At 64.6% G+C, this 26085-nt stretch carries 32 protein-coding genes; 16 read left to right on the top strand and 16 right to left on the bottom strand.

Going from position 1 to position 26085, the window contains the following annotated elements; translation table 11 throughout:
- Positions 1-46 precede the first annotated feature (46 nt).
- Positions 47-1090 carry a DUF2235 domain-containing protein gene (locus tag OIE68_RS26110; protein WP_327093728.1) on the bottom strand — a complete coding sequence of 348 codons (1044 nt, stop codon included), beginning with the start codon at positions 1088-1090 and terminating at the stop codon, positions 47-49.
- A gap of 312 nt (positions 1091-1402) precedes the next feature.
- On the opposite strand from OIE68_RS26110, the gene OIE68_RS26105 reads away from it, so the two are divergent.
- Positions 1403-1954, top strand: coding sequence for a hypothetical protein (locus OIE68_RS26105; RefSeq protein ID WP_327093727.1), 552 nt, complete (start codon positions 1403-1405; stop codon positions 1952-1954).
- 122 nt (positions 1955-2076) lie between these two features.
- Here the strand turns inward: OIE68_RS26105 and OIE68_RS26100 are convergent, their stop codons facing one another.
- The 6 genes from OIE68_RS26100 to OIE68_RS26075 form a co-directional block, all read right to left on the bottom strand.
- Complete coding sequence (locus OIE68_RS26100) at positions 2077-2940, bottom strand: hypothetical protein (RefSeq protein WP_327093726.1); 864 nt, start codon at positions 2938-2940, stop codon at positions 2077-2079.
- Between the two features lie 354 nt (positions 2941-3294).
- On the bottom strand, positions 3295-3945 hold the full coding sequence (locus tag OIE68_RS26095) for a TetR/AcrR family transcriptional regulator (RefSeq protein WP_327093725.1): 651 nt from the start codon (positions 3943-3945) through the stop codon (positions 3295-3297).
- A gap of 151 nt (positions 3946-4096) precedes the next feature.
- Positions 4097-4468 carry a hypothetical protein gene (locus tag OIE68_RS26090; protein WP_327093724.1) on the bottom strand — a complete coding sequence of 124 codons (372 nt, stop codon included), beginning with the start codon at positions 4466-4468 and terminating at the stop codon, positions 4097-4099.
- Positions 4465-4950 carry a roadblock/LC7 domain-containing protein gene (locus OIE68_RS26085; RefSeq protein WP_327093723.1) on the bottom strand — a complete coding sequence of 162 codons (486 nt, stop codon included), beginning with the start codon at positions 4948-4950 and terminating at the stop codon, positions 4465-4467. The genes OIE68_RS26090 and OIE68_RS26085 overlap by 4 nt, the downstream gene beginning before the upstream one ends.
- Positions 4947-5699, bottom strand: a complete 753-nt coding sequence (locus OIE68_RS26080) for a hypothetical protein (RefSeq protein ID WP_327093722.1) — start codon at positions 5697-5699, stop codon at positions 4947-4949. Before OIE68_RS26080 ends, OIE68_RS26085 begins: the two co-directional genes overlap by 4 nt.
- Positions 5689-6057, bottom strand: coding sequence for a hypothetical protein (locus tag OIE68_RS26075; RefSeq protein WP_327093721.1), 369 nt, complete (start codon positions 6055-6057; stop codon positions 5689-5691). The genes OIE68_RS26080 and OIE68_RS26075 overlap by 11 nt, the downstream gene beginning before the upstream one ends.
- Before the next feature lie 590 nt (positions 6058-6647).
- Between OIE68_RS26075 and OIE68_RS26070 the strand changes: the two genes are divergently transcribed.
- Both OIE68_RS26070 and OIE68_RS26065 read left to right on the top strand, forming a co-directional pair.
- A complete protein-coding gene (locus OIE68_RS26070) occupies positions 6648-7076 on the top strand; it encodes an FAS1-like dehydratase domain-containing protein (RefSeq protein ID WP_327093720.1) in 429 nt (142 codons plus the stop codon).
- A 1-nt stretch (position 7077) separates the two neighbouring features.
- Entirely contained in the window at positions 7078-7557 is a 480-nt protein-coding gene (locus tag OIE68_RS26065; protein WP_327093719.1) for a MaoC/PaaZ C-terminal domain-containing protein, read from the top strand.
- 53 nt (positions 7558-7610) lie between these two features.
- Here OIE68_RS26065 and OIE68_RS26060 read toward each other — a convergent pair whose 3' ends face one another.
- Positions 7611-8540: an ACP S-malonyltransferase gene (locus OIE68_RS26060; protein ID WP_327093718.1), complete on the bottom strand. Its 930-nt coding sequence runs from the start codon at positions 8538-8540 to the stop codon at positions 7611-7613.
- 127 nt (positions 8541-8667) lie between these two features.
- Here OIE68_RS26060 and OIE68_RS26055 point away from each other — a divergent pair, with 127 nt between their 5' ends.
- The 3 genes from OIE68_RS26055 to OIE68_RS26045 are packed head-to-tail and all read left to right on the top strand — an operon-like array spanning position 8668 to position 9832.
- A complete protein-coding gene (locus OIE68_RS26055) occupies positions 8668-9117 on the top strand; it encodes an LLM class flavin-dependent oxidoreductase (RefSeq protein WP_327093717.1) in 450 nt (149 codons plus the stop codon).
- On the top strand, positions 9108-9323 hold the full coding sequence (locus OIE68_RS26050; protein WP_327093716.1) for a hypothetical protein: 216 nt from the start codon (positions 9108-9110) through the stop codon (positions 9321-9323). Before OIE68_RS26055 ends, OIE68_RS26050 begins: the two co-directional genes overlap by 10 nt.
- 14 nt (positions 9324-9337) lie before the next feature.
- On the top strand, positions 9338-9832 hold the full coding sequence (locus tag OIE68_RS26045; RefSeq protein ID WP_327093715.1) for a flavin reductase family protein: 495 nt from the start codon (positions 9338-9340) through the stop codon (positions 9830-9832).
- Positions 9833-10011: 179 nt separating this feature from the next.
- Here the strand turns inward: OIE68_RS26045 and OIE68_RS26040 are convergent, their stop codons facing one another.
- Positions 10012-10932 carry a LysR family transcriptional regulator gene (locus OIE68_RS26040; RefSeq protein ID WP_327093714.1) on the bottom strand — a complete coding sequence of 307 codons (921 nt, stop codon included), beginning with the start codon at positions 10930-10932 and terminating at the stop codon, positions 10012-10014.
- Positions 10933-11019: 87 nt separating this feature from the next.
- Here OIE68_RS26040 and OIE68_RS26035 point away from each other — a divergent pair, with 87 nt between their 5' ends.
- Positions 11020-12351: an aspartate aminotransferase family protein gene (locus OIE68_RS26035; RefSeq protein WP_327093713.1), complete on the top strand. Its 1332-nt coding sequence runs from the start codon at positions 11020-11022 to the stop codon at positions 12349-12351.
- 3 nt (positions 12352-12354) lie between these two features.
- On the opposite strand, the gene OIE68_RS26030 is transcribed toward OIE68_RS26035, so the two are convergent.
- A complete protein-coding gene (locus tag OIE68_RS26030) occupies positions 12355-12696 on the bottom strand; it encodes a hypothetical protein (protein WP_327093712.1) in 342 nt (113 codons plus the stop codon).
- 165 nt (positions 12697-12861) lie between these two features.
- On the opposite strand from OIE68_RS26030, the gene OIE68_RS26025 reads away from it, so the two are divergent.
- A complete protein-coding gene (locus OIE68_RS26025; RefSeq protein ID WP_327093711.1) occupies positions 12862-13020 on the top strand; it encodes a hypothetical protein in 159 nt (52 codons plus the stop codon).
- Between the two features lie 12 nt (positions 13021-13032).
- On the opposite strand, the gene OIE68_RS26020 is transcribed toward OIE68_RS26025, so the two are convergent.
- Positions 13033-13746, bottom strand: coding sequence for a DsbA family oxidoreductase (locus OIE68_RS26020; RefSeq protein WP_327093710.1), 714 nt, complete (start codon positions 13744-13746; stop codon positions 13033-13035).
- A gap of 132 nt (positions 13747-13878) precedes the next feature.
- Between OIE68_RS26020 and OIE68_RS26015 the strand changes: the two genes are divergently transcribed.
- Positions 13879-14637 (top strand): hypothetical protein, encoded by a 759-nt coding sequence (locus tag OIE68_RS26015; RefSeq protein ID WP_327093709.1) that lies wholly within the window; start codon positions 13879-13881, stop codon positions 14635-14637.
- Positions 14638-14646: 9 nt separating this feature from the next.
- Here the strand turns inward: OIE68_RS26015 and OIE68_RS26010 are convergent, their stop codons facing one another.
- Positions 14647-15582, bottom strand: coding sequence for an alpha/beta hydrolase (locus tag OIE68_RS26010; protein WP_327093708.1), 936 nt, complete (start codon positions 15580-15582; stop codon positions 14647-14649).
- 46 nt (positions 15583-15628) lie between these two features.
- On the opposite strand from OIE68_RS26010, the gene OIE68_RS26005 reads away from it, so the two are divergent.
- Together OIE68_RS26005 and OIE68_RS26000 are read left to right on the top strand one after the other, a co-directional pair.
- Positions 15629-16012, top strand: coding sequence for a MerR family transcriptional regulator (locus OIE68_RS26005; RefSeq protein WP_327093707.1), 384 nt, complete (start codon positions 15629-15631; stop codon positions 16010-16012).
- 41 nt (positions 16013-16053) lie between these two features.
- The gene (locus OIE68_RS26000) at positions 16054-16182 is read left to right on the top strand and encodes a hypothetical protein (protein WP_327093706.1); all 129 of its coding nucleotides are present in this window, start codon (positions 16054-16056) and stop codon (positions 16180-16182) included.
- Between the two features lie 85 nt (positions 16183-16267).
- Here OIE68_RS26000 and OIE68_RS25995 read toward each other — a convergent pair whose 3' ends face one another.
- Entirely contained in the window at positions 16268-16600 is a 333-nt protein-coding gene (locus tag OIE68_RS25995; protein ID WP_327093705.1) for a hypothetical protein, read from the bottom strand.
- A 402-nt stretch (positions 16601-17002) separates the two neighbouring features.
- Between OIE68_RS25995 and OIE68_RS25990 the strand changes: the two genes are divergently transcribed.
- Genes OIE68_RS25990 through OIE68_RS25980 form a run of 3 tightly spaced genes read left to right on the top strand, consistent with a single transcriptional unit; the run spans position 17003 to position 20414 of the window.
- A complete protein-coding gene (locus OIE68_RS25990) occupies positions 17003-18052 on the top strand; it encodes a helix-turn-helix transcriptional regulator (protein WP_327093704.1) in 1050 nt (349 codons plus the stop codon).
- Entirely contained in the window at positions 18049-19488 is a 1440-nt protein-coding gene (locus OIE68_RS25985) for a pyridoxal phosphate-dependent aminotransferase (protein ID WP_327093703.1), read from the top strand. Before OIE68_RS25990 ends, OIE68_RS25985 begins: the two co-directional genes overlap by 4 nt.
- Positions 19485-20414 carry a hypothetical protein gene (locus OIE68_RS25980; protein ID WP_327093702.1) on the top strand — a complete coding sequence of 310 codons (930 nt, stop codon included), beginning with the start codon at positions 19485-19487 and terminating at the stop codon, positions 20412-20414. The genes OIE68_RS25985 and OIE68_RS25980 overlap by 4 nt, the downstream gene beginning before the upstream one ends.
- Here OIE68_RS25980 and OIE68_RS25975 read toward each other — a convergent pair.
- On the bottom strand, positions 20398-21705 hold the full coding sequence (locus OIE68_RS25975; RefSeq protein WP_327093701.1) for a family 1 glycosylhydrolase: 1308 nt from the start codon (positions 21703-21705) through the stop codon (positions 20398-20400). The genes OIE68_RS25980 and OIE68_RS25975 overlap by 17 nt on opposite strands.
- Positions 21706-21799: 94 nt before the next feature.
- Between OIE68_RS25975 and OIE68_RS25970 the strand changes: the two genes are divergently transcribed.
- Positions 21800-22363, top strand: coding sequence for a TetR/AcrR family transcriptional regulator (locus OIE68_RS25970; protein ID WP_327093700.1), 564 nt, complete (start codon positions 21800-21802; stop codon positions 22361-22363).
- Between the two features lie 71 nt (positions 22364-22434).
- Here the strand turns inward: OIE68_RS25970 and OIE68_RS25965 are convergent, their stop codons facing one another.
- Entirely contained in the window at positions 22435-23559 is a 1125-nt protein-coding gene (locus OIE68_RS25965; protein WP_327093699.1) for a metallophosphoesterase, read from the bottom strand.
- Between the two features lie 119 nt (positions 23560-23678).
- Positions 23679-24599 carry an esterase/lipase family protein gene (locus OIE68_RS25960; RefSeq protein ID WP_327093698.1) on the bottom strand — a complete coding sequence of 307 codons (921 nt, stop codon included), beginning with the start codon at positions 24597-24599 and terminating at the stop codon, positions 23679-23681.
- A gap of 181 nt (positions 24600-24780) precedes the next feature.
- Between OIE68_RS25960 and OIE68_RS25955 the strand changes: the two genes are divergently transcribed.
- Positions 24781-26004 carry a hypothetical protein gene (locus OIE68_RS25955; protein WP_327093697.1) on the top strand — a complete coding sequence of 408 codons (1224 nt, stop codon included), beginning with the start codon at positions 24781-24783 and terminating at the stop codon, positions 26002-26004.
- Positions 26005-26085 lie beyond the last annotated feature (81 nt).

Here is a 26085-nt window from a genome sequence, read left to right as displayed (position 1 = left end):
GTACGCAGTCTGCGCCGGGCCGGTGGACAGATTCCGCTCGCGTACTCTACTGAATTCGCAGTTTCGTCCATTGCTCGTCTTCCCACATGACATCCGGGGGGATTCGTTTTCCATACGTCGTGTCGCTCTCGCACCGTGAGCGCACGCTCGCGTGCACCCGAGCACCCGCCGGAACCTTCCGTCGGCGGTAGGTGAGCAGCGCCCAGATCCAGCCCATTCGGTGCACGCTGCCATTCGCATGCTCGGGGCTTATCGCGCAGGCGTCCACGTACGTCCCGGCGCGCAGCAGCAATCCGGCCTCGAGCGCAGCGTCGGTGATCCACTTGAGCGCGATTTCGGCCAGCTTCGGATCGTCCTCGAAGGTACCGCCGACGTCGGAGTGGACACCGGCGAACCAGGCCTCGGTGAGCACCGGCCGGTTTCCCTTCGGAGTGACCAGATATTCCTCGTACGGACGGCGCTTCTCATCGATCGAAACAGCGTGGTGTGCCTTCACCACATTGGGCACCTGCCTGGTGTAGGGCCATTTCAGTTCCCAGCGCAGCAGCCCGGCCGCTTTGACCGTGTCCCATACGCCGAGGAATTCGATGGGAATCGAGAAGTCGCCGTCCGAGGACTTCGAGCAGAAGGTGCGCGCGTATCGGCGAAGTTCCGGCCAGTTCGTGGTCTTGCGGGTGTAGGCGCTGACGACGTACTGGACGAGATTCTCACTACCCGGACGCAGCAGGCCGGGCTCATGCAGTAATCCAGCCAGCGCTCGCGCGGTATACGCGCCGCGGCTGAATCCGAATATGAACACCCGGTCGCCCGCCTGCCAGTGCGCTATCAAGTAGGAGTATGCCTCGGCGAGATTCGAACGCAGCCCGCGGCCGACCGCCAGGCCCAGCACTCGCGAGAACCACCGGGCCGGTGGCGTCCATGCGCCCTGAGAGCTGAAGGTACCGACACCCGGGTCGTAGTAGGCGATCTGTTTCGTGGCATCGCTCAGGTCCAGCATCTCGAACAGGCGGACCACATTGGTGCTACCGCTGGCGCGGACCTGATTGCCTGTTCCGTCGAGACAGATGACGATGTTCTTACCGGTGGACACGCAATGAGTGTGGGCCCGTCGAGCCGCGAAGTATCGAGTAGTGCGGTACCCGAATTTCGCCCCCGATCGGCGATCGACTTTCCGCGTTCGGTGGCGCTGTGCGTAGTTCGACGATGCGCTCGGCGGAGAAATCGAATCGACCTCTCGATGTTATTCGATCGGAATCCGATTTCCTATCCCCTAGGGGAGCAAAACCGACTGTCATTCCGCAAATAAGTTGTCGACTCAATCAAATACGCGGAGCATCATTATAGCTATCCGGTGCCGTTTGTCGGGGAACGTCAAGAGAAAGCGGAAATGATTGGAAGTCCAATGTTCTTCAAGAAATTGATAGCGACCGCCTTTATGGCCGTCGCGGCGACCGGCATAGCCACTGCCACCGCACATGGTGAGGGGATGCTGACCGATGTCAGCCTCAACGCCGCGGACGGCCCGATCGCCTACACAACGACTCTCGCAGCCGATCACACAAGTGCTCTGGTGAGCCTGGCCTCCGGCAGATTCGTCGTCACACCCGATGCCGTCACGGTCCTCGCGGACAATGGTGCGGTAGTCGGCAGCATCCCGACAACCCTGCGTACCGAAGCCGGACAGAGCCTCGCGGTGACACCGTCGCTGGACAGGACCAGCACGCAATTGACCCTCACGCCGGTCGGCGGACCGACAACTGAGGCCGTCAACTCCCAGAATATGCCCGGCGTGCACCAGGCCTGGGGACCGATTTCGATCGCTGTCGGCGCAACCATCGGTTGCTTGGTCGGCGTCGCGATCGGTATCTGGTTCTTCCTGGTCGGCGCGATCTTCGGATGCGCGATCGGCGCAGCGATCGGTGCGGCGATCGGCTTCTTCTCGCCGTTCCCGTGATAGGTCACGCATCGGAGGTAATCGAACACAATGCAAGCGGGCCGGGCGCCTATCGGCCGCCCGGCCCTCTTTTGCCAAGACCCGCATATCGGCACCGATATGCGGGTCTTTCGTTGCGGGCGTTACCTGGACAGTGCCGTTTCGCGCGCGGGCGGGCGGCGATCGGCTGTCTTGGTTCGACGAACCATCCGGCGGCGGACCTGGGGGTCGTAAACGGCCAGGTCATCGTCGAAAGCCAGCTGTTCCCAGAGGAATACGTTGGTGTCCGATGCTTTCTGGGCGGACTGCTCCGGCGTGCTTTCCGCCGCAGCGACATTCGGCTGGGGAGCCGAGATCAGTCGAACTGTGAAGCCTTGCTTGCGCAGGCTCATGGCACCGGCGGCCAGTGCGGCACCGCATGCGGTGACGGCGCTGAGCGTGGCGGCGGAATCGAGACCGGCGCTGGCGATTCGGTGCTCACCCCCGAGGTCGGTCGCCGAATTGTTACCGAAGAGCCAGCCGAAAAGTCCGGTCTGGTTTGCGGATTCGGTGATTTCGCGTAACTCCGGCGCTTTGCCGTTGAGGTAGGACAAGGCGGCGAGTACGAAAAGGGCGGCGGCAATGCTGCAGCCAAGCACCAGATATGAAAGCAGCCGACTACGGAGCCGGAAATACATTACGGTCGCGACGACCGCACCGGCGACCGCCAGGGTGGTGAGGACGGCCCAGGTGCTGCTGATGCTCACCACGGATTGGAATGAGCCGGTGGTGAATCCGTCGATCCGGCCGAATGCATTGGAGGTGACGGTGCCGTTGGGTCCGGTTGCCGAAATCCAGGGCTGGAAAAGCAGTAGGAAGGTGACCAGACCCAGACCCGGGGCACACAGATAACCCCAGTCGGACCGTAGATCGAAACGCTGTACGGTCACCTCGCCGATGAGATCGTCATCGTTCTCGGGGCGACCGAGCTGAACATTGTTTTCTTGCCAAGGCGTTGTGTGTGCCATTTCTAACCACACCTGCTGTGCCACTTCCGGTTTCGAGGAAGCGGACGCTGCGGGGCATGTCCTCCTGGGACGAATAATAGGAATTGGTACAGACGACATCGTCTGTTAACAAGAAGTTACGTTAGGACTCTGTGGTCGGCGGGGCAACGTGACCCCATGCACACGAAACTTGTGAAACGGCCGTGATACGAGCGCCGCTGAGGAGGATGAATTCGATGAAACTTGCTCTCTTGTAGGTGTTTTCGCGGTCGGCAAATTGCACGGGCAGCCGCGCCGGTGCGGTACCGACAACCGCGCCGACTGTGACCCGATAGACAGCCGCCTCGGGATGCCTACCAGCGCACCGGGATCGAACTAACGAGTGCGCGGCAGCAACCGGTAGCGCCCCTCGAGCCCATCCAGCAGCGATTCGAGACCGACCTCGAATGCGTCCTGATCGATCCGCTGCTGCCGCTCGGCGAGCAGATGTGCCTCGTTCAGGTGCGGGTACTCCTCGGCATAAACCTCGGCGTCGGCGGGAAAGCCTGCGACGAACGAACCGAGCGACGATCCGGTGAGGAAGTAGCGCATCAGCGTGCCCACGGTCGTGGCTTCCCGGCGCGGCCAATTCGCCGCGACCAAACCGCCGAATACAGCATCGGCCATGCGTAATGCATTGGGCCGGAGGCCGGGTCCGCCGGCCAGTGCCGGGACGATATTGGGATGCGCGGCGACCGCGCTCCGATAGGAATGGGCCCAGCGGCGCAGCGCCGATCGCCAGTCCGGATTATCGGCCGACAGCTCGCCGAACATCGAGGTATCCACCTCGCCGAGCACGGAATCGACCACCGCATCGATGATTTCGTCCTTGGTGCCGACGTGGTTGTACAGCGACGGTCCCTGCACGCCGAGTTCGGCGGCGAGACGGCGGGTCGAAACCGCAGCCAGCCCATCCGCATCGACGAGGGTCAATGCGGTCTCGATGATGCGCTCGTGGGTGAGCAGCGGTCGGCGGGGTCGAGCCATGTATCGCCTCCTCTCGGTGCTCGCATTCTTGCAGCAGCCGGATAAAACTTGCGGCGCTAGTTTCCGTTGCCCGCAACGCGATTCACCTCGACGCCGGGCGGTGCGGTCGATGTCCACACCGCCCGGCTGCGAAAGGTGTTGCACCGCAAGGTCACACCTCGAGGTCCTCTTCGATGGACTTGAGGCGGTGCCTAGCCAGCGCGAGGTTCGCCCGGCCACGGTCCAGGGCGATATAGAGGAACAGCCCCTTGGACTTGCGGCCGGTCATCGGGCGGATGATGTGGTACTGGCCGGTCAGCGTGATGAGGACATCCTCGATATCCTCCTTGATCTGGAGCTGCTCGATGGTCCGCAGCTTGGCGCGCACCACCTCGGTATTACCCGCCGCGGCGACCTGCAGATCCAGCGCCTTGGAACTGCCGAGCATGCCGAGGGCCATGCCGCTGCTGTAGTCGACGACGGCGGCGCCGATCGCGCCGTCTATCCCCATCATGTCCTTCAGCGCCAGATCCATATTCGTCATATCGGTTCCTTTCGATCGGTTTTCCAGGTCCGGTCTTTTCCGGAGTCGGTGGCTGTCAGGTGATCGGCGATGTTGCGAGCGACCGGGCGCGATTCCAGGTGCAGGCGGCCGACATTCACCTCGGGTCCGGCGAGCACCATCAGCGAGGCCCAGCCCGCCGCGTAGATCACCGCGTGCCCGCCGGTGCCGTGCACCACGACCTCGTGGAATCCGCCGCCGTACGCGGTGGCGGCCAGCTGATACGACAGCGACAGATGGGCCGAGGCCAGCGCGGCCATGCGGGTCGGCTCGATATCGGGTGGCAGATCGTGTGCGACGAGCAGTCCGTCGCTGGAGGCGACGAGCGTGCCGGTCAGATGAGGCAGACGATTACGTAGCGCCTTCAGTTCCGCCAGCACCGCCGCATTCGGTTCGGGTCCGGACATCGCCACCTTCGTCAACCTTCCCATCAACTCGCCGAGCAGTTTCTTCCGCGCGGTCACGCAAGCTCCTCCAACGCCGCACGGAGGCGGATGAGCACATCGCGATCGACCGGCTCCCAGCTCTGCGGGTGTGCGACCGGGGCCCGGCGCACCCGGCGCGGGAGAAATTGCCGCGGCTCGGTGCCCAGATCGGGCGGCTCGATCAGGCCCGCCGCGGTCAGCTCACGCACGGCGACCAGCGCGCCGTAGCTGGTGCGGCCCAGGTCGCGGGCGATGCCGGTGATGCTGCGCCTGCTGTCGACGGCGGCGAGTACTTCGGTCTGGCCGCCGCTGAGTGCGACGCGTCTGCGCCGGACACGGCGCACCGGCACGACGGGAGCGCGGTCGACCAGCTCCGCGGGCCATGGTTCGGCCTCCGGATCACCCCGCCGGGCGCATTCGTGCAGCAGCACCCGCGGCGGGATCTGGCAGACCGGGGCCAACCAGTGCGGCGGCGCCGATCGGAATTCTGGAACGACCGGCGTGGCGAGTAGAAAGTAGGCGGCGTCGAAGACCGACAGCAACGCCAGGGTTTCCAGTCGTGGTAGGACCGGCACACGGCCTGGATCGCCGGACACAGCCCGTTGCCATTCCGCTGCGGTCGCTACACCGGCCGCGATCGCGAGCCGTTCCAGATCGGTGGTGCGCAGGCAGTCGGCCGCGGTTATCGCACCGTCCGCGAGGTGAAATGCGCCATCGCCCGCGCACAGTACCCCGGTGCATCTTTGCTTTTCCAGTCGCCGCAGTTCGGTCGCGACGTCAACGACCATTAGCGTCCTCGACAAATTCGCCGAGAATTGTGTGGAGTCGAAATCTCGCGATGGCCAGATTTCCGGTGTCCTCGTCGAATAGCACGTGTACGAAAAGGCGACCGTCGAAGTCGCCGTGCACCAGATTCAACAGGTGATAGCCGCGGGTGCCGCACACGATGATCTCGGTGAGGTCGTCCTCGTGATCGGTCGCCAGCGCCGGACAGCCGAGCACCGTGCGGACCACATCAGTCGTGGTAGCAGCGTCCTCGTGTTGATCGACGTGGTCGTGCCGACCTGCCGCGGCGATCGCCAGACCGCTCGCGCTGTCCACCATCGTCACGCTGCGCGCACCGGGAATGTCCATGATGCGTTTCAAGCAGTCGTCGATACCGATCACCGCGCCCGGCCTGTCATTTCGGGGATTCCAGCGGTCCAGACGCTACACACTGCGGACAGGTGATGGAAGGCGAATTCTTCAGATTTATGGCCGAGCGCGGCATTTCCGCCGGATACGCGGATAAGAATACCTTTCGGTATCAATACCTTTCGGTATCCAAAATGTCGGCCGAGGTGAATGTGGCACGGAATCCTCACTTCTCGGCTGCCGACGGCCGAATACCGTTCGGTATTAACGACTGTTGGTGTCGAGTTGGCGAGAGTCGCTGCGGCGGTGGGGAACCGGCATTTCGATCAGCAAACGTATATGTCCAGCATAGCTACTGACTGGCGAACGCTCGACCCAGGCGGCCGAGCTGTCCGGGAGACGACGAAGCCCGGGCGGCATTCGGGGCGCAGCCGGCGCGCGGATGTCGGGGTGGTGGGGCGGCTCCGGCGAGGAGGCCGAAACTCAGTGCGGCGCGAGGCTTTGCAGGGCCAGCGCGATCAGTCGCGGCATGACCGTCGCACCCTCGACGGTCCTGGGCTCGTGCAGATGTTCGGCGAGTGTGAGGTGGCCGGGTCTACCCGGTGACCCGGGCATACCAGGTGAGTCGCGAGAAGATTCGCGAATTCGCCTCGGCGCTCGGTGACGACAATCCGGCCTATCACGATGTGGCCGCGGCACGCGCGCTCGGCCATCCGGATCTTGTCGCACCTCCGACCTTCCTGGTCACCTTGACCCTGATGGCCGACGACCGGGCCATGTCCGATCCGGAGTTCGGGCTGGCGCGGGCCCGGCTGATGCACCGCGACCTCAACTTCACCCATCTGCGACCGGTCCATGCCGGTGACGCACTGACCCTCGCCCAGACGGTTACCCAGGTCGACGATCTCGGCGGGCACGGCGTCTTCGGTTTCCGCACCGAAATACATTCCGCCGATGACGAATTGGTATGTGTGGCGACGTCGTCGTTCGTGCAGCGGGCCGAGACGCCGGCAGTCGCGGAGGTGGCCTGAGATGGCATTGGTAGCCAGCACTTGGCTTTTCGATTCGCTCTCCGATCGTCGGCCCACCGCGGTGCCGTCGTTCGATGACATCCCGGTCGGCTTCGAGATCGGTCCACGGGAGATTGCGGTCACTCGTGCGGATCTGGTCCGGTACGCGGGCGCGTCCGGTGACTTCAATCCGATCCACTGGAGCGACCGGTATGCGCGACTGGGTGGTTTGCCGCAGGTCATCATGCAGGGCGCGCTGACCATGGGGCTGGCCAACCGCGTGCTCACCGACTGGCTCGGGGATCCGGGCGCGGTACTGGAGGCCAGCGTCCGGTGCCGTGACGCGGTGTTCGTCCCCGATGACGATGCCGGAGCACGGATCGTGGTGGCCGCGGTGGTCGCGGCACAGCTGCCGCAACGACGGGTGCGGGTGGATTTCACCGTGACCTCCGAGGGCGTCAAGGTGCTCAGTCATGCGAAGACGATCGTGCAACTCGCCTGAGCCACAAGTGCATTAGTGTGTCCGGGCCCTCGGTGGGGCCCGGACACACTGCGCTATGCGGCCTCGGCGGTGGGGTCGATATCTTCCGGAGTGCGAAGCGCCAGCGCGCGAGCCTCCGGGCGTTCGCGCTCGAGGAGTCGCGTAAGCGGCCCCGCCGGTGCGAGTTCGAGGTGCGGTGCGTCCGTGGCGGCGAGTGCGGCGATTGTCTGCGCGCACAGATCCCAGCGGACGGGTGCGGTGATCTGGGCGATCAGTCGCTGTCGCAAGTCATCTGGACTTGTTATGAGCGCGCCGTCACTATTGCCGACCATCGCCGAGGCCGGTTCCAGGAAAGTGGCTTCGGCTGCGGCCTTTGCGAAACTCGGTGTCGCCGTGGCCATCGCATCGGTATGAAATGCGCCTGCGACGGTGAGCGGCACGATCCGCAGTCCATGCGGTCGCGCTTCGATGAAGGCATCGATGCGGTATTTTGCTCCGGCCGCGACGAATTGGTGGCTACCGTTCCAATTCGCGACGGTCAGTCCGGCCGCGCCGACCGCGGCGACGATGGCAGCATCCGACGCGCCGTCGCGCTTGGTCGGCATGACCGCCGCCATACCGGTCTCGGTCAGCGCGCACGCCGCCGACATGGCCGCTCCGCGCACACCGGCCAGGGTGATCGCCGTTGCCGCGCCGACATATCCGGCGCCCGCGGCAGCGGCCAATTCGCCGACGGAATGTCCGGCGAACAGGACGTCATCCGGATCGATCCGATCGCGCAATAGCTCGAAGGACAGTAGTGCGGCGGCAACAATCAATGGTTGCGCGATCGCGGTATCGCCGAGCATTACTTCGTCACGGCTGGCCGACACCATATCGAAGCCGACGATATCGGACCATTCGGTGAGTTGCGTATGCGCCTGCGGAACGGCCGCCAGCCAGGCATCGAGCATGCCCGGCTGCTGAACTCCCTGACCCGGCGCGGTAATGATGTAGTTGTACATGATTCGACTCTTCCGCAATGGGATCCAATGCGATTCAAACAGCGATCAAATACATCTTTCGGGGAATCGTCGGCATGGTCCGCGAAATGTTTGCATCGTCGCAGAGACCCGATACGGAGGTATCCCCATGAGGTTCGACTTCCACACCACCTCGATGTCGCCGGAGGTGCTCGGCGACGTCGCCGCGGAACTGGAGCAGGGCGGATTCGATTCCATCTGGACCGCCGAGACGAATCACGATCCATTCGTCGGCCTGGCGCTGGCGGCCGCCCGGACCGAGCGGGTGCGGCTGTCGACCGGACTGGCGGTCGCCTTCGCCCGCAATCCCATGTCCACCGCCATGATTGCCAATGATCTGCAATTGGTCGCGAAGGGCCGGTTCACCCTCGGCCTCGGCACCCAGAAGCAGAACCACATAACCCGCCGGTTCAGCATGCCGTGGTCCGCGCCCGCCGCCCGCATGCGCGAATATGTCCTTGCGGTGCGCCAGATTTGGCACTGCTTCGGCACCGGCGAGCGGTCGTTACGGCGTTCGGCGAAACCGGTGGCGACGCACTCAGCGCGCTGGTGCGGCTGACCAGCTCGACCGTGGGGGAGCAGGCCGTGGCCGCGGTCGATATCGCACATGCCATGGCGGGTACCAGTTCGCTCTACACCAGCAGCCGGCTCGAGCGCGCATTCCGGGATGTGCACGCGGCGGTGAAGCATATGACGCTGTCGCCGACGAATTTCGAGATGGTCGGCCAGTATCTGCTGGGCGGTCCGCTGAAGATGCGCCGATAGCGAGGGGCCGACCCATGACCATCGATCGAGCCGATTTTCTCGTCACCATGTCCCGGATCCCGAGCCCGGTCGCCGTCGCGACGACGATCGGGCTATCCGGCCCCGCAGGCTTCACCGGCAGCTCGTTCAGCTCGCTGTCCCTCGACCCACCCATGGCACTGATCTGCCTGGACAAATCGGCAAGCACCCACGCAACCTTCGTCTCGGCACAGCTCTTCCTGATCAATGTCCTGGCCGCCGACCAATCCGACGTCGCACTACGCTTCGCGAAATCCGGCGTAGACCGCTTCGCCGCAGGCGACATGCACCCCTGCGAACTCGGCCTACCCGGCCTCCCACACGCCGCCGCTCGCCTGGCCTGCGAACTCGTGAACGTCGTCGACGGCGGCGACCACAGCATCCTGACCGGCCGAGTCCACTCGACCTACATCAGCGACCGAGTGCCATTGGTCTACTGGAACAGATTGTTCAACCACCCCGCCCCGGTCACCGAACTGGCGGGCACTTAGTGCCGCGTCCAGATAGCCTGTCAACTCCCCCGATTCCACCAATTCGCGGACCAAGCCGCTTAGTCTCGATCCACCGAGGAGGTTTCTGGGTTGTTCGCGCCTGTGGCGCCCGGGCTCGACGCGCCATTGCGGTTTTGGAGCGGGGACTCGGCGACTACGGGGGAGGTCGAAAGTAGCTGTCACGCTTCGAAAGTCGTCGATAGACGCGGGTCGACCGGCAATTCACGAATTCGACGCAGTTCCTCGAGAACCAGATGGACGGCGGCACGTGGCGGTGCGCCGCGGCGAATTACGGCGGTTATGGTGCGGGTGACGGGATCGGCGAGTTCCCGGGTCGCGACGCGATAGCGCGGATCGACCGCCAAGCCGGGGAGCAGAGCGATCGAAAGTCCTGCTTCGACGTGCTGCAACGTCATCAGGTAATTGCTGAACCTGCACACCACCCGCGGTTCGAATCCGGATTCCCGGCACAGCCGGGTGGCCAGATTCGCCATATACGACTTCGGCGTATCGAAGGCCCACGGCTCGTCGGCGTAGGCGGCGAGGTCGGCGGGCCCGCGGGCAGCGCGCTCCGGTGGCAGGATGAGCACGATCGGATCGGTGGCCAACGGCACGATATCCACATCCGAGCCGAGCGGATGTTCGACGAAATCAGTTGTGGTGATGATGATGTCGGCGTCACCGACCCGCAGCGCGGGCATGCTCTCGTGCGGTTCCAGCTCGATCAGTTCGACATCGAGATGCGGATGCGTCCGGGCGAGGCGCGTCACCGCGGGCACACACAGCGAATGGATGGCGCTCTGGAATGCGCCGAGCCGGACCGACCCGACCGGTTCCTCGCCGAGGCTGCGCAGCTCTGCCTCGACGCTGTCCATCTGATCGAGAATGCCCCTGGCGCGGCGCGCCAGCATCAGTCCGGCGGGGGTGAGCCGAACCCGGCGGCCGGTGCGTTCCAGCAGCTGGGTGCGGGTTTCGGCCTCCAACACCGCGAGCTGCTGGGACACGCTGGACGCGCTGAGGTGGGCCGCCTGCGCGACCGCGCGGACAGTGCCGAGCGAGTCGAGCTGGCTGAGCAGGCGCAGTCGCCAAGGGTTCAGCATGGGTCCATTGTTGTGCGGCTCAGCCGAACAGCACAGCCGGAAAACTGAGATGGACCCGATGCTCGGACGGCCCTTACCGTCGAAAATATGGCCGCTCCAACCACCGCAGCACTGTCCACCGACGACTTCTGGGCCGACGCCGATCGGCACCTCATCCGCTATGCGGGTGCCGGCGAATTCACCCGCGAAATCATCACTCGCGCTGCAGGCAGCTTTCTGTACACCGAAAGTGGCAGGGAGATACTGGATTTCACGTCCGGACAGATGAGTGCCATCCTCGGACACGCACATCCGGATATCGTCGCGACGGTTCGACGCCAGGTCGGTGAGCTCGACCATCTGTTCAGCGGCATGCTGAGCCGTCCGGTCGTCGACCTCGCCCGGCGACTGGCCGACATTCTGCCCGAACCGCTGGAGAAGGCTCTACTGCTGACCACCGGCGCGGAGTCGAATGAGGCCGCGATCCGAATGGCCAAGCTGGTCACCGGAAAACACGAGATCGTCTCGTTCGCGCGCTCCTGGCACGGTATGACGCAGGCGGCGGCGAGTGCCACCTACAGCGCGGGGCGTAAGGGCTATGGTCCCGCCGCACCAGGGAATTTCGCCATCCCCGTGCCGAATTCGTATCGTCCCGATTTCACCACGGCCGCTGGTGAACTCGACTGGCGGCGGCAACTCGACTTCGCGTTCGATTTGATCGACGCTCAGTCGGTGGGCAGCCTCGCGGCCTGCCTGGTGGAGCCGATTCTCAGTTCCGGTGGCGTCATCGAACCGCCGCCCGGCTACTTCGCCGCGCTGCGGGACAAGTGTCGCGAGCGTGGCATGTTGCTGATCCTGGACGAGGCGCAAACCGGTCTGTGCCGCACCGGATCCTGGTACGCGTTCGAGCGCGACGGCGTCGTCCCGGACATGCTGACCCTGTCCAAGACGCTCGGCGCAGGGCTGCCGCTCGCGGCCGTGATCACCAGTGCCGAAATCGAGCAGCGGGCACACGATCGCGGGTTCCTGTTCTTCACCACCCACGTCTCGGACCCGCTGGTCGCGGCGGTCGGCAATACCGTGCTGGATGTCCTCGTTCGCGACCGTCTCGACGAGCGTGCGGTGGAACTCGGCACGTTCCTCCGCCGAGGCCTGGAGCGAATCGGCCAGCGACATAGCGTAGTCGGCGATATCAGAGGCCGCGGCCTGCTCGTCGGTTTGGAACTCGTCCTCGACCGCGAAACCAAACAGGGCTCAGACGAACTCGGCGCACTCGTCACACGGCGCTGTTTGGAGCTGGGCCTGCACATGAATATCGTGCAGCTCCCGGGAATGGGCGGCGCCTTCCGCATCGCCCCGCCCCTGACCGCCACCGAAGACGAACTGGCCCTCGGCCTTTCCATCCTCGATCAAGCCATTGGCGAAGTCACCAGCGGCTGAGGATCAATTGCCGTTGACGCCGGTGTTGATCCGAACCACGACCTTGTCATCGGTGACGTCCTGCACCGTCGCGCTGAACCCGTTGGTGGCTTGGGTCTGCCCGACCGGAATATCGAGCTGCTGACCGGCCACCTTCAATGTGACCGTATTGCCCTGCACCGCAACGAGTTCCGCTTCGATGCCGAGCACACTGGCCTTCGCATTCACGCCACGCGTGAAGGTGACCGTACAACCGCTGACCTGGCACTCGGACTTATACCCGGCTCCCTCGGACGAGCACGCCGCCCCCGCGAGGGGCGTGAGCAGGGCGAACGCGGACAATGCGAGCATCCGTGGCACAGACATGCGGGCCAGTGTAGGTGGCTATGGTCGCCGGTCGCCTGTGATGGGAGTGATTGCCACTCCGGCCGCAACGTCGGCGGTGCCGCCGTGATGAGTACCGCCCGGTCCGGTGAACTCGGAGGAGGCGGACCTGGCGATGTCTCTCGCTATGCGGACTATCGTCGAACTATGGGCGTTATGGGTGAACTGTTCCCCGGGCAGAAGCTGGCCGATGAGGGGAGTGAGGACAGCGACGGTCAGGTGCACCGACCGCGCGTCGAGATCGATCTCGACGCCGGTGTGGTGCGGCTCGGTCCTGCGGCGAAGTCGACTGAAGAAACCGAATAGGACTGCCGCAGGTTAATTGTGCGCCGGCAACTCGCATCCGTCCGGCCCGCAGACGTCGGCTCCGCCGATGGTTTGGATGACGGGTTCCCGATCGGCCCAGGCTTGGTCCAGGGCTTGGGTGAAGACTTCGGAGGGTTGCGCCCCGGAGACACCGTATTTGCGGTCGAAGACGAAGAATGGGACGCCTCGGGCGCCGAGTCGGGCGGCCTCCTGCTCGTCGGCGCGGACGGCGTCGGCGTAGGCATTCGGGTCGTCGAGGACGGTGCGTGCGGCTGATTCGTCGAGTCCGGCGGTGACGGCGAGTCGCACCAGGCGCTCGTTATCGGCGAACAGGGATTGTTCTTCGGCGAAATTCGCGCGGTACAGCGCGTCGAGGAGGGCGTCCTGTTTGCCTTCGGCGAGTGCGAAGTGCAGCAGGCGGTGCATATCGAAGGAGTTGCCGTAATCGCGGCCTTCGGTCAGATAGGGCAGGCCGATCGCGGCGGCTTGTGCGCCGATGCCGCGTTCATTGGCGGCCGCCTGCGCCTCGCTGATGCCGTACTTGTGCGCGATCTTGGCGATCACCGGGCCGGATTCGTCGGCGGGCAGCGTCGGATCCAGTTCGAACGAGCGGTGCACCACCTCGACGTCGGAGCGGTGCGGGAAGTCGGTCAATGCCTGTTCGAACCGCTTCTTGCCCAGGTAGCAGAAGGGGCAATTGATGTCGGTCCAGATCTCGACCCGCACGGTCGACCTCGCTCTCGTTCGAACCCCCGGCAGTGGCAACAGAGTCGGTGACCGGATCTGTTCCCAGTCACCGCCGACTGACGTTCCCACTGGAGGTGAGTCGCGTCACTGCTCCACGCCTAAGCTGAGTTCATGGAGCAGAACTCCTCCCGAGCCATCACATCTCGACGCGGGACCGCTCCGCCGGGACCGACACAAGGCCGCGCCGCGGAGTTGGCCGATCTCCGGGCGCGGCTGGGACCGCTCCAATCTTACTGGGGCTACATACTGGCCGCGGTCGGCAGTACCGCCACCCTCCTCATGCTGTTCCAATCGTGGATCACCGCACAGGGGCCCGACGGCAGGGTCGCCGCCAATGCGTTCGGTCGGCTCGAAATAACCACGAACGCGATGAATGTCTGGTCGAAAGCGGCGCCCAAAACCCCGCCGGTCACCGGCACGTGGGCCATCCTCGCCAGCGCCGCCATCATCACCGCGTTCTGCGCCATCGTGCTGAATATCCGCCTTCGCAACGAACTTCTCGCCCGCCTTACCGCGATTTCGCTGGCGTGTGCGTCACTTTTCGTGATCCTGTGCTTGATTTACCTCAATGGCAAAGGTGCCGAACTCAAGGCCATGACCGGTCGCACCTATGACCTGGGTGGCCAAGTCGGACAGATATTGAACTGGGCTACCGGTCGAGGCAAACTGGCCATCCCGGGCACCAGTACCGCCAGCTACGCATCCGCCGGCCTTACGCACTGGGGATTTCTCGCGGTAGCGACCTCGCTCGGTTCCACCATGGCGGCTGTCGCCCAATGGCTGCTCGTGCGTCGCGCGACCGACAATCCGGTCCGCCTGTCGTGGCGGATGCCCATTGTCCTTTCCCGAGCACCGTCGAACCGCGACTGACGCAATTCGCTACCGGGCGAATGCCTTCCGCAGCGCCGTCGTCGCATCGAGTCGGGCGCGCCTACTGTCGTCGAAAGGATGCCGGACGAATTCGTGGATCATCCCCGGATAGCGAGCGACCGTGACCGGGACCCCTGCTTCCTCGAGTCGCTGACCGTACTCTTCGCCCTCGTCGCGCAGGGCGTCGTATTCGGCCGTGACAATGAGTGCCGGAGGTAGCCCGGCCAGGTCGGGGGCGAGCAGTGGGGAAACCCGCGGGTCGAGCTTCTCCTCGGAACCATTCAAGTAGCTGTCCATGAACCAGTGCTGGGCATCGCGGCTGATATTTCCGTACTTGCCCGCATACTCCGTGATGCTGAAATTCGTTCTGCGGAAATCGAGATCGGGATAGATCAGCAGTTGGAAGGTCAGTTCCGGACCGCCGTTGTCGCGTGCCATGTGCGCAACAACCGCCGCCAGATTGCCGCCCGCACTGTCGCCGCCGACGGCAATGCGAGTGGCGTCGACGCCGATGCTCGCCGCATGATCGGCGACCCACTGCGTCGCCGCGAAGCACGCGTCGGGTGCGGCGGGAAACTTGTGCTCCGGAGCCAGGGGGTAGTCGACCGAGACCACGACACATTCCGCACCGTTCGCCAGACCGCGGCACAGTCCGTCATGGGTGTCCAGATCGCCGAGCATGAAGCCGCCACCGTGGAAGAACACCAATGCGGGGAAGGGGCCTTCACCATCCGGGGTGTAGATCCGGAGTCCGCCTATGCCCGCGACGGTGCGGTTCTCGATATTGGCAACGGGTTCCGGTTCGCCGAGTAGGGCGATCTGTCGCCGCCATCCCTCGCGTGCCTGCTCCGGGGTAAATGTGTGCACCGAGCCGAAATTCGCGCGGACGAGACGATCCAGATATGCCTGAACCTGGGGGTGCAGCTCTTCTTTTGTTTCGCTCATTGCACTATCGTCTGACTTGAAGCGTGCTTCAAGTCAAGGAGTAGTGATGGTGCTGGATATCGCGGAAGTGGCCGCGCGGTCCGGGTTGGCGCCGTCGGCGCTGCGGTACTACGAGAAGCGCGGGCTCATCGAATCCGACGGGCGCAACGGTTTGCGGCGCACCTATCGGGCCGAGGTGATCGACCGCCTGGCGCTCGTATCCTGTGCTCGCGCAGCGGGTTTCACACTCGCGCAGATCGCGCGATTCCTCGTGGCCACGCCCGCGGATACCGAACTCCGCCGCCATATGGCAGAGAAGGCTCGGCAGTTGGACGAGGACATCGCTCGACTCACTCGCATGCGCGACAGCCTCCGCCACGCAGCCACCTGCACCCACCAGCCGCTGGTCGAGTGCCCCGACTTCAAGCAGGCGTTCGGTTCGGTGCCGTAGCGAGGGTTCGCAGTTACGCGAACGGCTGCTGAAGGATTCGGATGACGGCCACCGTGCAGGCATTCCTGGGCTTGTATGTGCGGCGCGACGAGGTCGCCGACGATCCGCGAATAGCGCGCACCGGGCGAAAGTCGCGCTCCGCCAAGCGTCTTCGGCGTTCCGACTCGTGAAACAGGGCCCGGCGAGCGGTACTCGCCGGACCCTGTTTCGGCGCGACGTCAGGTGGCGCCGACCCCTCCGCGGCGCCAACTGCCGTTACGCGGCCGGTGTGGTCGGTACCGCGATGCGGCAGTTGGTGCCGGCTTGCCGCCGGTCTCGTTCGACGATGCGGGCGTGCAGCAGCACGACCGCCTGAGCCAATTCGAGGCCGAGATCAGCGGCCCGGATGGCGGCAATCTCCATGGCGAGCACGTAGTCTTCGGGATCCGGATCGCTCAGGGTCTCGTCGAGCACCATGCCGGTCATGGCCTGCTCTCGCGTCAGCAGTTGGCCGGGCAGCCAGCTCAGAACCCAGCCGCTGCCGGTGTAGCGGGCGGTTTCGGGGGTGATGTCGCTGGTGATCAACCAGTCGGTCAGCCTCAATGTCATGACCCCTCCCTTGGTCGATCGAACCCATCTGTCCCGGAAAGCGAGCTCCGGATCGGATGTGACGCTGACAACAATGCTATGGATCGCCACTTCTGGATGTCAACTAAGCATAGAAGCTATCTGAAGATATTTCTCAATCAATATTGCTTAGATATAAGCAAATTCGGCCTTGTGTATCTGGAATCTGCTCCGTGAGAGCAGCTTTGAGTACCGCAACGTGCATTCGAGGTCCTAGGTATCGGAGCGGTCTTGCGCAATATCTGCCCGCCCGTACGGTTTCCAGCGATCGACCAGAAAACTTCCATCGTCGCTATCACTGCCTCGCGGCGTAACGTAGCTATGATGACGTCGGATGACACATCGTGAGCATTGAAAATCCGAGCGTAGGGATGGAGGCGCGGCATGGCTGGCTCAGGGCCGGACGGTGAGCAGGTCGGGGATCTGGTCCGTCGGCTCCGCACGGAACGCGGGTTCACCCAGGCCGCACTCGCGGCCAAGACAGGTTGTTCGCGCAGCCTGATCCAGCAGATCGAGAACGGGACTCGGGTGCCACCGCTACCGCTGCGCGAACGTCTCAGCCTGGCGCTCGGCCAGGAATTGCCCTCGACCGACGGTATCGCCGACGATCTCGCCAGCGGCGGATACCACGATCTGCGCATGCGCTTCAATGTCCTGCTCGGCAAGGACCCTGAACTCGTCGAGCGCGCGCTCGGCATCGCGGGCAGCTTGATCGATGCGACTTTCGCGCGGGAGGAGATCGAACCGCTGCGCATGATCGCGGATCGGCAGTTGGAGCGGGCCGAGGAAATCCTGGCGCAGATCCCTTCGCGCAGCGCGACCGTCTGGGAATGGAATACCGTCAGCGACTGGTTGATGATCCTCGAGCAGGCCAAGGCGTCGGTACGCGCGATCCACACCGCTGATCTGGGCACCATCGGCGGCGATGTCGGCGACGACTATCACGCCGCGATCCTGCGCCTGGCCGATACGACCCATCCGCCTCGAATCGATGTGCGACGCATGTATGTCCTCGACACGATCGAGGATGTGTGGCCCTATGACGACAAATTGTGGAAACAGGCGCGTGCCGGCGTGGAGAGCGTGCTGGTCAAGCGTGAGCACGCGCGCAACGCGCAGAGCATGCTCATCGTCGACGAAAGGTACGTCGCCGTCGGTGAATACGACTATTCCCGGCAGGCGCGCGTGGCGACCCGGTTCTCGGCCTTGAAGCATGATGTCGCATTCGCGGTGCGCCGGTTCGAGCGTCTTTATGAGCTCAAGGTCGCCGGTTCGGGCATTGTCGTCGACGATATCGTCGCGTCACCGGAACTGGCCGGTTACGAGCGCCTCACCGAGGGCGATTGCCGCGGTCTGTTCCGTGCGGCGCTGGAACAGAGGTGGCGCGGGATGACCGCGCCGGGAGAGCCGTCCTTCGAAAGTGAGGTGTCGTGACTCGGCTGGCTGATAACGATCGGCTGCCTTGGCGGACACCGGCACCCAGCCTCGCCGCCCGCACCAATCGCTCTGAGGAGCGCAAGCGGGAAGTGCGTCGGCATCTGGGTGCGCGGCCGCGGTTCGCGGGGACGGGCGAGCGGACGTTTTCGGATGTGCTGGACGCCTACCACGGCGAGACCGGTCTGCCGCTGGCCGAAAGTGCCGTCGCCGCACTGGATCTGGCATGGCGCGAACTGATGCATACCCAACCGCCGGACGAATACGCCGATGGCACGCTGTATCACAAGCGACAGCCGCTGGTATTGCGAGAGTTGGCAGCGCACAAGCTGTTCGGGCGATTGGCGGAGCCGGCCGACGGGATACCTGGAGTCCGGGTATCGCCGGAGGAGGTCATCGTCTGTCCGTACTCGAGCACCATGCTGCTCGAAGAGGCGGTCGCGACGCTGGCCCGCCCCGGCGGTGTGATCGTGTATCCGGAAGGCCTGTACAAGAGTTCAGGCATTCATGTGGAGAAGTACGGTTTGCGGATGGAGGCGTGCCCTGTTGCGCCGGACGACTCCTTCAAGATCGATCCGGATCTGCTCGCGTCCTGCCTGGACTACTTCGCCGACCGTGACGAACTGTGCGGGGTGCTGCTCACGCTGCCCGGAAATCCGGTATTCACCGACTATTCGGCCGAGGAGTTGCTGGCGATCGGCCGGGTGCTCGTTGCCAGTCGGGTACCGGTCATCTGCGATATGGCCTTCGATTGCATGGTGGAACAGCATATTCCGATCGCCGCAGTGGAGTTCGCGACCGACGATGGTGTGCGTCGGCTGTACGACCAGGTGCTCACCATTACCGGAAACTCCAAGGGCTATAACGCCTTCGGACCATGCAAATTGGGCGCGGCCTGCTCGGGTGATGCCGAATGGCTGGCCAGGATTCGAGAGCGGCTGACCATTTCGTTCCAGCGCGAGTCGACGCATCTGGCGCGGGCGATTGTCGAGCACACGCCCGAGAGTTACTTCGCGCAGAACCGCGTGCGGATGCTCGACCAGCTGGATCGCGCGCACGGCCACATCGATGCGATCAATGCTCGGCTCGGTGCGAACGTCATTCGGCCGCTGGGTAGTCGGCAGGGCATGTTCCTTACCGTGGTCTTCGACGATGCGGTCCTCGACCAGGCGGGCGTCGAAACCAGTGCGGAGATAGAGGATCTGCTGCTTGCCGGTGCCGGAATCGATAATGTCGCGCTGGACCGGACCGGATCCGAGCGCCTCGGTGTCCGATTCAACGTGCTCGCGCCGCGCAAGGCGCCCGGGCACGAGTCGGCGGATCTGGTCGACGAATTATTCGACCGGCTCGAACAGCTTCTGTATGAGATCCGGAATGGGCTGACCTATCCCAAAGTGCTGGCCGGGTGCGGTTTGCCCGTCATCGAACAACAATGATTATCGGAGTTCTGCGGGAGACCGCTGCTGAGGAGCGGCGCGTCGCGCTGATACCGGACGATGTGCGCGGGCTCGCGGGCGTGCGGGTCATCGTGGAGCACGATGCGGGCCGGTCCATCGGGTTCGACGATGCGGCCTACGTGGCGGCCGGGGCGCAGGTGGGCGAGCGTGCGGAAATCTTCGCACGTTGCGATGTGGTCGTGTGGGTGAAACCTCCGGCATACCAACTGGATTCGGTGCGACCGGGGATGACCCTCATCGGATTCCAGGACCCCGTGCATCGCCACGACCTGATTGCGAGACTGCGCGCTCGCGGCATCGAATCCGTCGGCTATGAAACCGTTCCGCACTCCCGCCCCGATATCGATGCGCTCTCCGCGATGAGCCGGATAGCGGGCGATGTCGCCTACGAGCAAGGGCGACAACTCCTTTCGACCGAGGGGCCCGTGCGCGCGTTGATCCTCGGCTGCGGTCAGGCCGGACTTGCCGCCATCGCCGCGGCCGCTGCCCGCGGCGACGAGCCGACCGCCATGGGCAACCGCAAGGAACAGGAGTCCACCGCAATCCGACACGGTGCCAAGGCATTCCTGCCGAATCCGGACGGGCTTCTCGCCCACCTCACCGCCGACCCGCCCGATCTCATCATCTGCGCCGCCGTGCACCGCGGCTCCCGCGGCCCACTGCTGCTGGACGCCACCGCACTCGATGCACTCCGCACCGGGACGGTGATCGTCGACCTCGTCGCCAAATCCGGCGGCAATTGCGTTGCCACCGTCCCGGATCGCACCGTAACCCTCCCGAACGGCGTCATCGTCACGCACCGGTCGAACTACCCGACCCTGCGTCCGGTGGAAGCGAGTCACGCCTACAGCGCCGCCACCGCCGCCTTGCTGAAAAGTCGTACTGCGTTCAGCGCGGAACGGTGATCGGGTCGGTGCAGCTGGCTGCCGCGTCGACCAGTGAGCAGGGCTGGGGTGCCCGAGTCGGACGGTAGTCGCCGGGAACACCGCTGTTGCGGGTGATCGCGGTGTAGGCGGGCACCGCGTCGGTGGGGTTGCGGGTGAGGGTCGGATCGGTCAGTACGTCGACGGTGTAGAGGCCGAAACGTGGTGTGTAGCTGCCCCATTCGTAGTTGTCGGTGAGGCTCCAGTAGTTGTAGCCGATGACGTTCATGCCGTCGGCCTTGGCGCGCTGGATCCAGTAGATGGTGTCGCGCAGATCGTCGCCGCGGGTGTAGCCGTCGGCGCGGGGATTGCCGTTCTCGGTGGGCATCCCGTTCTCCACGATGTAGAGCGGCTTACCGGGGAACTGGCGCGAATAGTGTTGCAGGGCGTAGTAGATGCCCTCGGGCTGCAGCGGGTTGTTCCAGAGCTTGGTCAGGTTGTCGATCTGTGCCGTCACGGTGTCGGGGGTCAAGCCGTAGTAGTAATCGATGCCGACGTAGTCGAGTTTGTCGGCGATCTTGTCGATGAACGGCTTGTTGACCACGTCCTCGGCGGCCGGGATATAGGCCACATTGCTGGTGACCATGGCACCGGGCTGTAACTGGTGGATGTGGTCGTAGATGGCGTTGTGCGCCTGGGCGAGTCGGTCCTGCATCCCTGGCACATCGTTGGCCTGGAGTCCGCCGTGGCGCAGTTCGTTCAGGCCGTAGACGGTGGGTTCGTTGAAGGTGACCCACAGTGGGTTGTCGGCGGCGTAGCGGTCGACGACGGTGCGGGCGTTGGCGAGCCAGTCCGCCACCATGTCCGGGTTGTGCCAACCGCCGCGATCGACCTCCCAACCTGGGAACACCCAGTGATCAAGGGTGATCATCGGACGCATCCCGGCGGCCTTGATCTTCCCGATCACATTGTCGTAGAAGCGGAATCCCTCCGCCGACCACACGCCCGGCTGCGGCTGCACGCGTGCCCATTCCACACTGATCCGGTACACCTGCACACCCAAGCCTGCGGCCAGTTCGATATCGGAGGCGTAGTGGCTGAAGAAGTCGACCGAATCACGGTACGGGTCATCGGTTTTACCCGCCGCGACATAGCGGCTCCAATTGCTGTCCGGCGCATGGCCTTCGGACTGGTAGCCCGAGGCCGCGACACCCCAGAGGAAGTCCGAGCCGAGCGGCGCGACCTGCGCGGGCGGCTCCGGCCGCGCGAAAGCGGGGGAGCTCGGCAGGAGTGCGGCGGCCCAAACGGCCACACAGAGGGCGCGGAGTCGCATCGGATGGTGCTCCTGTTCGTCGAGAGTTACAAAACCGTACAATGCTCGGTTTTGGCTGACAAGACGATCCGCGATTCGTGCCTAAACTGGCCCGATGGCAAAACGGGGTCCCTACGGCAAGGGCATAGAACGACGGGAGCAGATCCTCGATGCCGCGCTGCGCACGATCGCCGAGCGCGGGTACTCGGCCACCTCCATCGCCGAGCTGGCCGATGCGGTCGGGCTGAGCCAGGGCGGGCTGCTGCACTACTTCGGCTCGAAGGAGGAACTGTTCATCGCCGTACTGCGCAAGCGCGACGAATCCGACGCCTCCGCACTACACGGCTCCGCACCCGAGGCATTCATCGAGGTTGTCCGCCGCAATACCGAGGTCCCCGGCCTGATCGAACTGTTCACCCACATGCAGGCCGCGGCCTCCGACCCGACCCATCCGGCCCACGATTACATGCGACAACGCTATCGCCTGGGCATCCAAGCCTTCTCCCACGCGCTCCGCGAAATGCAAACAGCGGGCACCCTTCCCGTCGATATCGACACCGACAGCGCCGCAACCATGTTCTTCGCCCTTGCCGACGGCCTCCAAGCCCGCTGGCTGATCGACCCGACCATCGATATGGCGGCTCACCTCGAACAGGTCTGGCGCCGCTACGTCATGTGATCGTGCTCGATTAGCGTGTGCCAGACCAGCGTCCACCACGCGAAGCTATACCCCTACGGGGCAAGTCTCGTTCAGGCGCCGCGCAATACGAGGACGGTGATTTCGCTGGGCGCGAAGACCCGGAATTGCGGACCCCAGAACCCGGTGCCACGGCTGGTGTAGAGCTGGGTGTGCTCGCCGTGGCGGCTGAGACCGGCGACCACGGGTTGTTCGAGGCGGACCAGATAATGGAACGGCCAGATCTGGCCGCCGTGGGTGTGACCGGAGATCTGCAGGGCGACGCCGGCCGCGGCGGCCTCGATGACCTGCCTGGGTTGATGGGCCAGCAGGACGACCGGTGCGTTCGAGTCCGCGCCCGCGAGGGCGGCCGGGAGGTCGGGCCCGTGTCCGGGCAGGCCGACGCCGGTGGGGTCGTCGATGCCCGCAAGCACCAGCCGGTCATCGCCGCGGGTGATCGTCTCGTGTTGGTTGTGCAGCGGCTGCCAGCCGATCGAGGTCATATGCTCGATCCAGCCCGCTGCGTCGCCGAAGTATTCGTGATTGCCGGTGATGTAGAACCGCCCGAGTGGAGCCTCGATCTTACCCAGTGGATCGACCTGCCGATGTCGCTTCTCGACCGAGCCGTCCGCGAGATCGCCTGCGTGGCAAGCGATATCGGGCTGCTGGGCATTCACCACATCGACGACCTTTTCCGACCAGCGCAACCGGTCCAGCGCGGCGTAGTGCGTGTCGGTGATGACCACCATGCGCAGTCCATCGAGTGCCGGTCCGAGCCCACGGATCGCGACATCCAGAGTGCGCACCCGTGGCACCCGGCGCGCCTCGACCACACCCCAGACGGATAGCGCGGCGGCGATCACGAATACTCCGGCGGCGACGATCCTGGACCGCGCCGGATCGTCCACCCCGCTCACGGACAGTCCGAGCCCGACCACATTGCCGAGCACCGACCAGCTGAAAACCACCCACATCAGCCCGAGCAGCGTGTCGCCGACGATGGATGCCGCATCATGCTGCTGCGGACCATGGCCGAGAAACATCGCCGCGGGCAGACATACGAATCCGGCAAGGAAAATCGCCGAGCCGAGCCAGAACAGCGCCCCGTCGGTCGTGGCGCCGATCAAGGTCCACCAAGGCACCAGGAAAAGCAGGGCGGGAATCGCCAGAAACAGGACGATACGCGGGACGTATTTCACGAAAGTTTCATTCCTCGCGGGGGACGGTGCGGCGCACGGTCCCACCACCGGAGCACCATGGGCGTTATCGACGATAACAGCGTTGACGCAAGTGCGTCGGTGCCCGTAATCCGCGCAGGTCAGCCCTGGCAGGCGGGACCGCTATACGCCGGATCGAGGGCTTTCTGCACGACGTATTCGACGGTGGGGGATTCCGGTAGCGCGCCATGGTCGAACTCGTCGTCCGGGCACAGGTCCTGCACCCAGACATTGTCGACGGTGGCCCCGATTCCGGCGGTGAGAAAAGTGGCCTCGGGCGGAGTGACGACCCGATCGAGACGGCTGGCGATAACCGTGTACGTGACTCCCGGCTCGGTATCGCCCCCGGCATTGAGGCTGCGCAGGAATTCACTATCGATCAGCTGTTGCGCCGCGGCCGTGCCCAGATATCTCGCGATCACGCCGAGTATCGGCGCCTGCGCACTTCCGGTCGGCAGCAGGAAGCCGAGCCCTTCCGCGGTGGTGCCGTGATTGGTCGCCGCGATGGTGACCAGATGGTCCACCTTGTTCTCCGCCGGATTCCGCTGATTCGCACCGCCGTCGAACCGCATGAATTGCCGAACCAGCGGACCGCCCTGGGAATGCGCGACGATATCCACCTTCGGTGTGCCGGTGGCCGCCCGCACCTCGTCGACGAATCGCGCGATTTCCCTGGCCGAGTTGCGCATATCCGCAGTGCCGTAGACCCCGGGTTGTGCACCTCGCATACTGGAGATCGCGCGCCCGTAACTCAGCGAGAATACGCAGTAGCCCTGCGCTTTCAGCTGTGGTGCGAGCACATCCCACGAGTTCTGATTCCCCCATGTGCCGTGAACCAGGACAACGGGTTGGGGATGTGCCGCCGACGGGCGGCAGGTCCAATCATTGGCACCGGCCGGTGGCACGCTCCCGTCCGGACGTGCATCGTCGGCGTGCGCCGGAGCGCGCACGCCGAACAGGGTGCCGATGAGTACCGCGGGCACGATAATCGGTAGGAGGAGACGCGAACTTTTCGCAAACACCGCAAACGCTCCTTCGCTCACAAATCGGGACCTGCAAACGAAACACGCCATCGGCTCGGTGATCTGGGCCGAAACGGCTGACGATCGCCTGGTTAATAACATGGCAGCGAATGCGGAGCAAATATGCTCGGTCGGCTGGCGAGTCGCGGAAATACGAGTCGGCGGTGTCACGATGGTCCGTGTGGTCGTTCGAGAGGAACCCGAATTCATGCGCAGCACACCGCGTTCGGTAATCGCACTGCTCGCCGCGGCACTGCTCGTGGCCCCCGCCTGCGGGTCCGATAACCCACTGGCGGTCGCGCGCGGCGAGGTTGTCAGCACCACGCCGGTCGTGCAGCTGTCAGCGGAACAGACAACGACCTATCTGGCCAGCGCGAATATCGGCACTCCCGCGCGCAATGGCGTCGATGCCTATCGTGTCGTCTACCGAACAGTCACCCCGGAGGGCGACCCGACCACGGCGAGCGGCCTTGTCGTCCTGCCGCGTACCGAGTCTCGGCGGCTGCGCGTCGTCACCTATGAGCACGGCACGCTGGTGCTGAAAAGCGATGCGCCCTCGGTGAACGACACGCGTGCCGATCGTGCCCGCACCATCATGTTCGCCGCGGCGGGTTATGCGGCCATCGCGCCGGACTACCTCGGCCTCGGCGAAGGCCCGGGCGCACATCCCTACACCCATGCGCCCTCGGAGGTCAGCGCCTCGGTCGATCTGCTGCGCGCTGCCCGTACTATGGCCGCCGGACAGCAGCACGACCTCGATTCCGATGTCCTCGTCACCGGTTTCTCCCAGGGCGGCCAGGCCGCGACGGCACTGGGCAAGGCGCTACAGGGCGGTGACGCCCCTGGCTTCGGACTGGCCGCCCTGGCACCGATCAGCGGCCCCTACGACGTTCAGCACGTCGAGACGCCCGGCGCCATCGAGGGCCGGGTCCTCCCGGCGGTCGCGGTCTTCTACCTCGCCTATTGGATCACCGCGATGAACCGGATCTATCACCTCTACGACCGGCCCGTCGACGCCTTCCAGGAACCGATTGCCGATCGCGTCGAACAACTCTTCGACGGACGGCAGAACGAGATCACCATCGGCACTGCCCTACCCGTGCGCCCCGAACTCTTGCTGACGCCGAAGTTCCTTGCCCTGGCACAAGATCCGACCGGAACCGCGCGCGAAGCGGTGGCTGCCAGCGATGGCACGTGCGACTGGACCCCGCGCGTTCCGGTCCACCTCTACGCCGCCACCGGCGATCGAAATGTGCTCTACGCCAATGCCGAACACTGTCTGCAAGCCATGCGCACCGACCGGGCCACCCTCACCGATCTCGGCGATATCGACCACTCCGCCACCGCGCGCGTCGCGCTCCCGCAAATCCTCGACTGGTTCCAACGCGAAATTCCGGCGATCTGAACAGATCAGTCACCGCACCTAGCGGCCCAAATCCCATGGTCACAGGGTTAGGGGCAGGCTCACAGCGGACTGACAGGAAAC

Origin of the sequence: Nocardia vinacea (genome assembly GCF_035920345.1) — a bacterium.
Taxonomy (GTDB): Bacteria; Actinomycetota; Actinomycetes; order Mycobacteriales; family Mycobacteriaceae; genus Nocardia; species Nocardia vinacea_A.
This window is presented reverse-complemented; position numbering and strand designations above follow the sequence as displayed.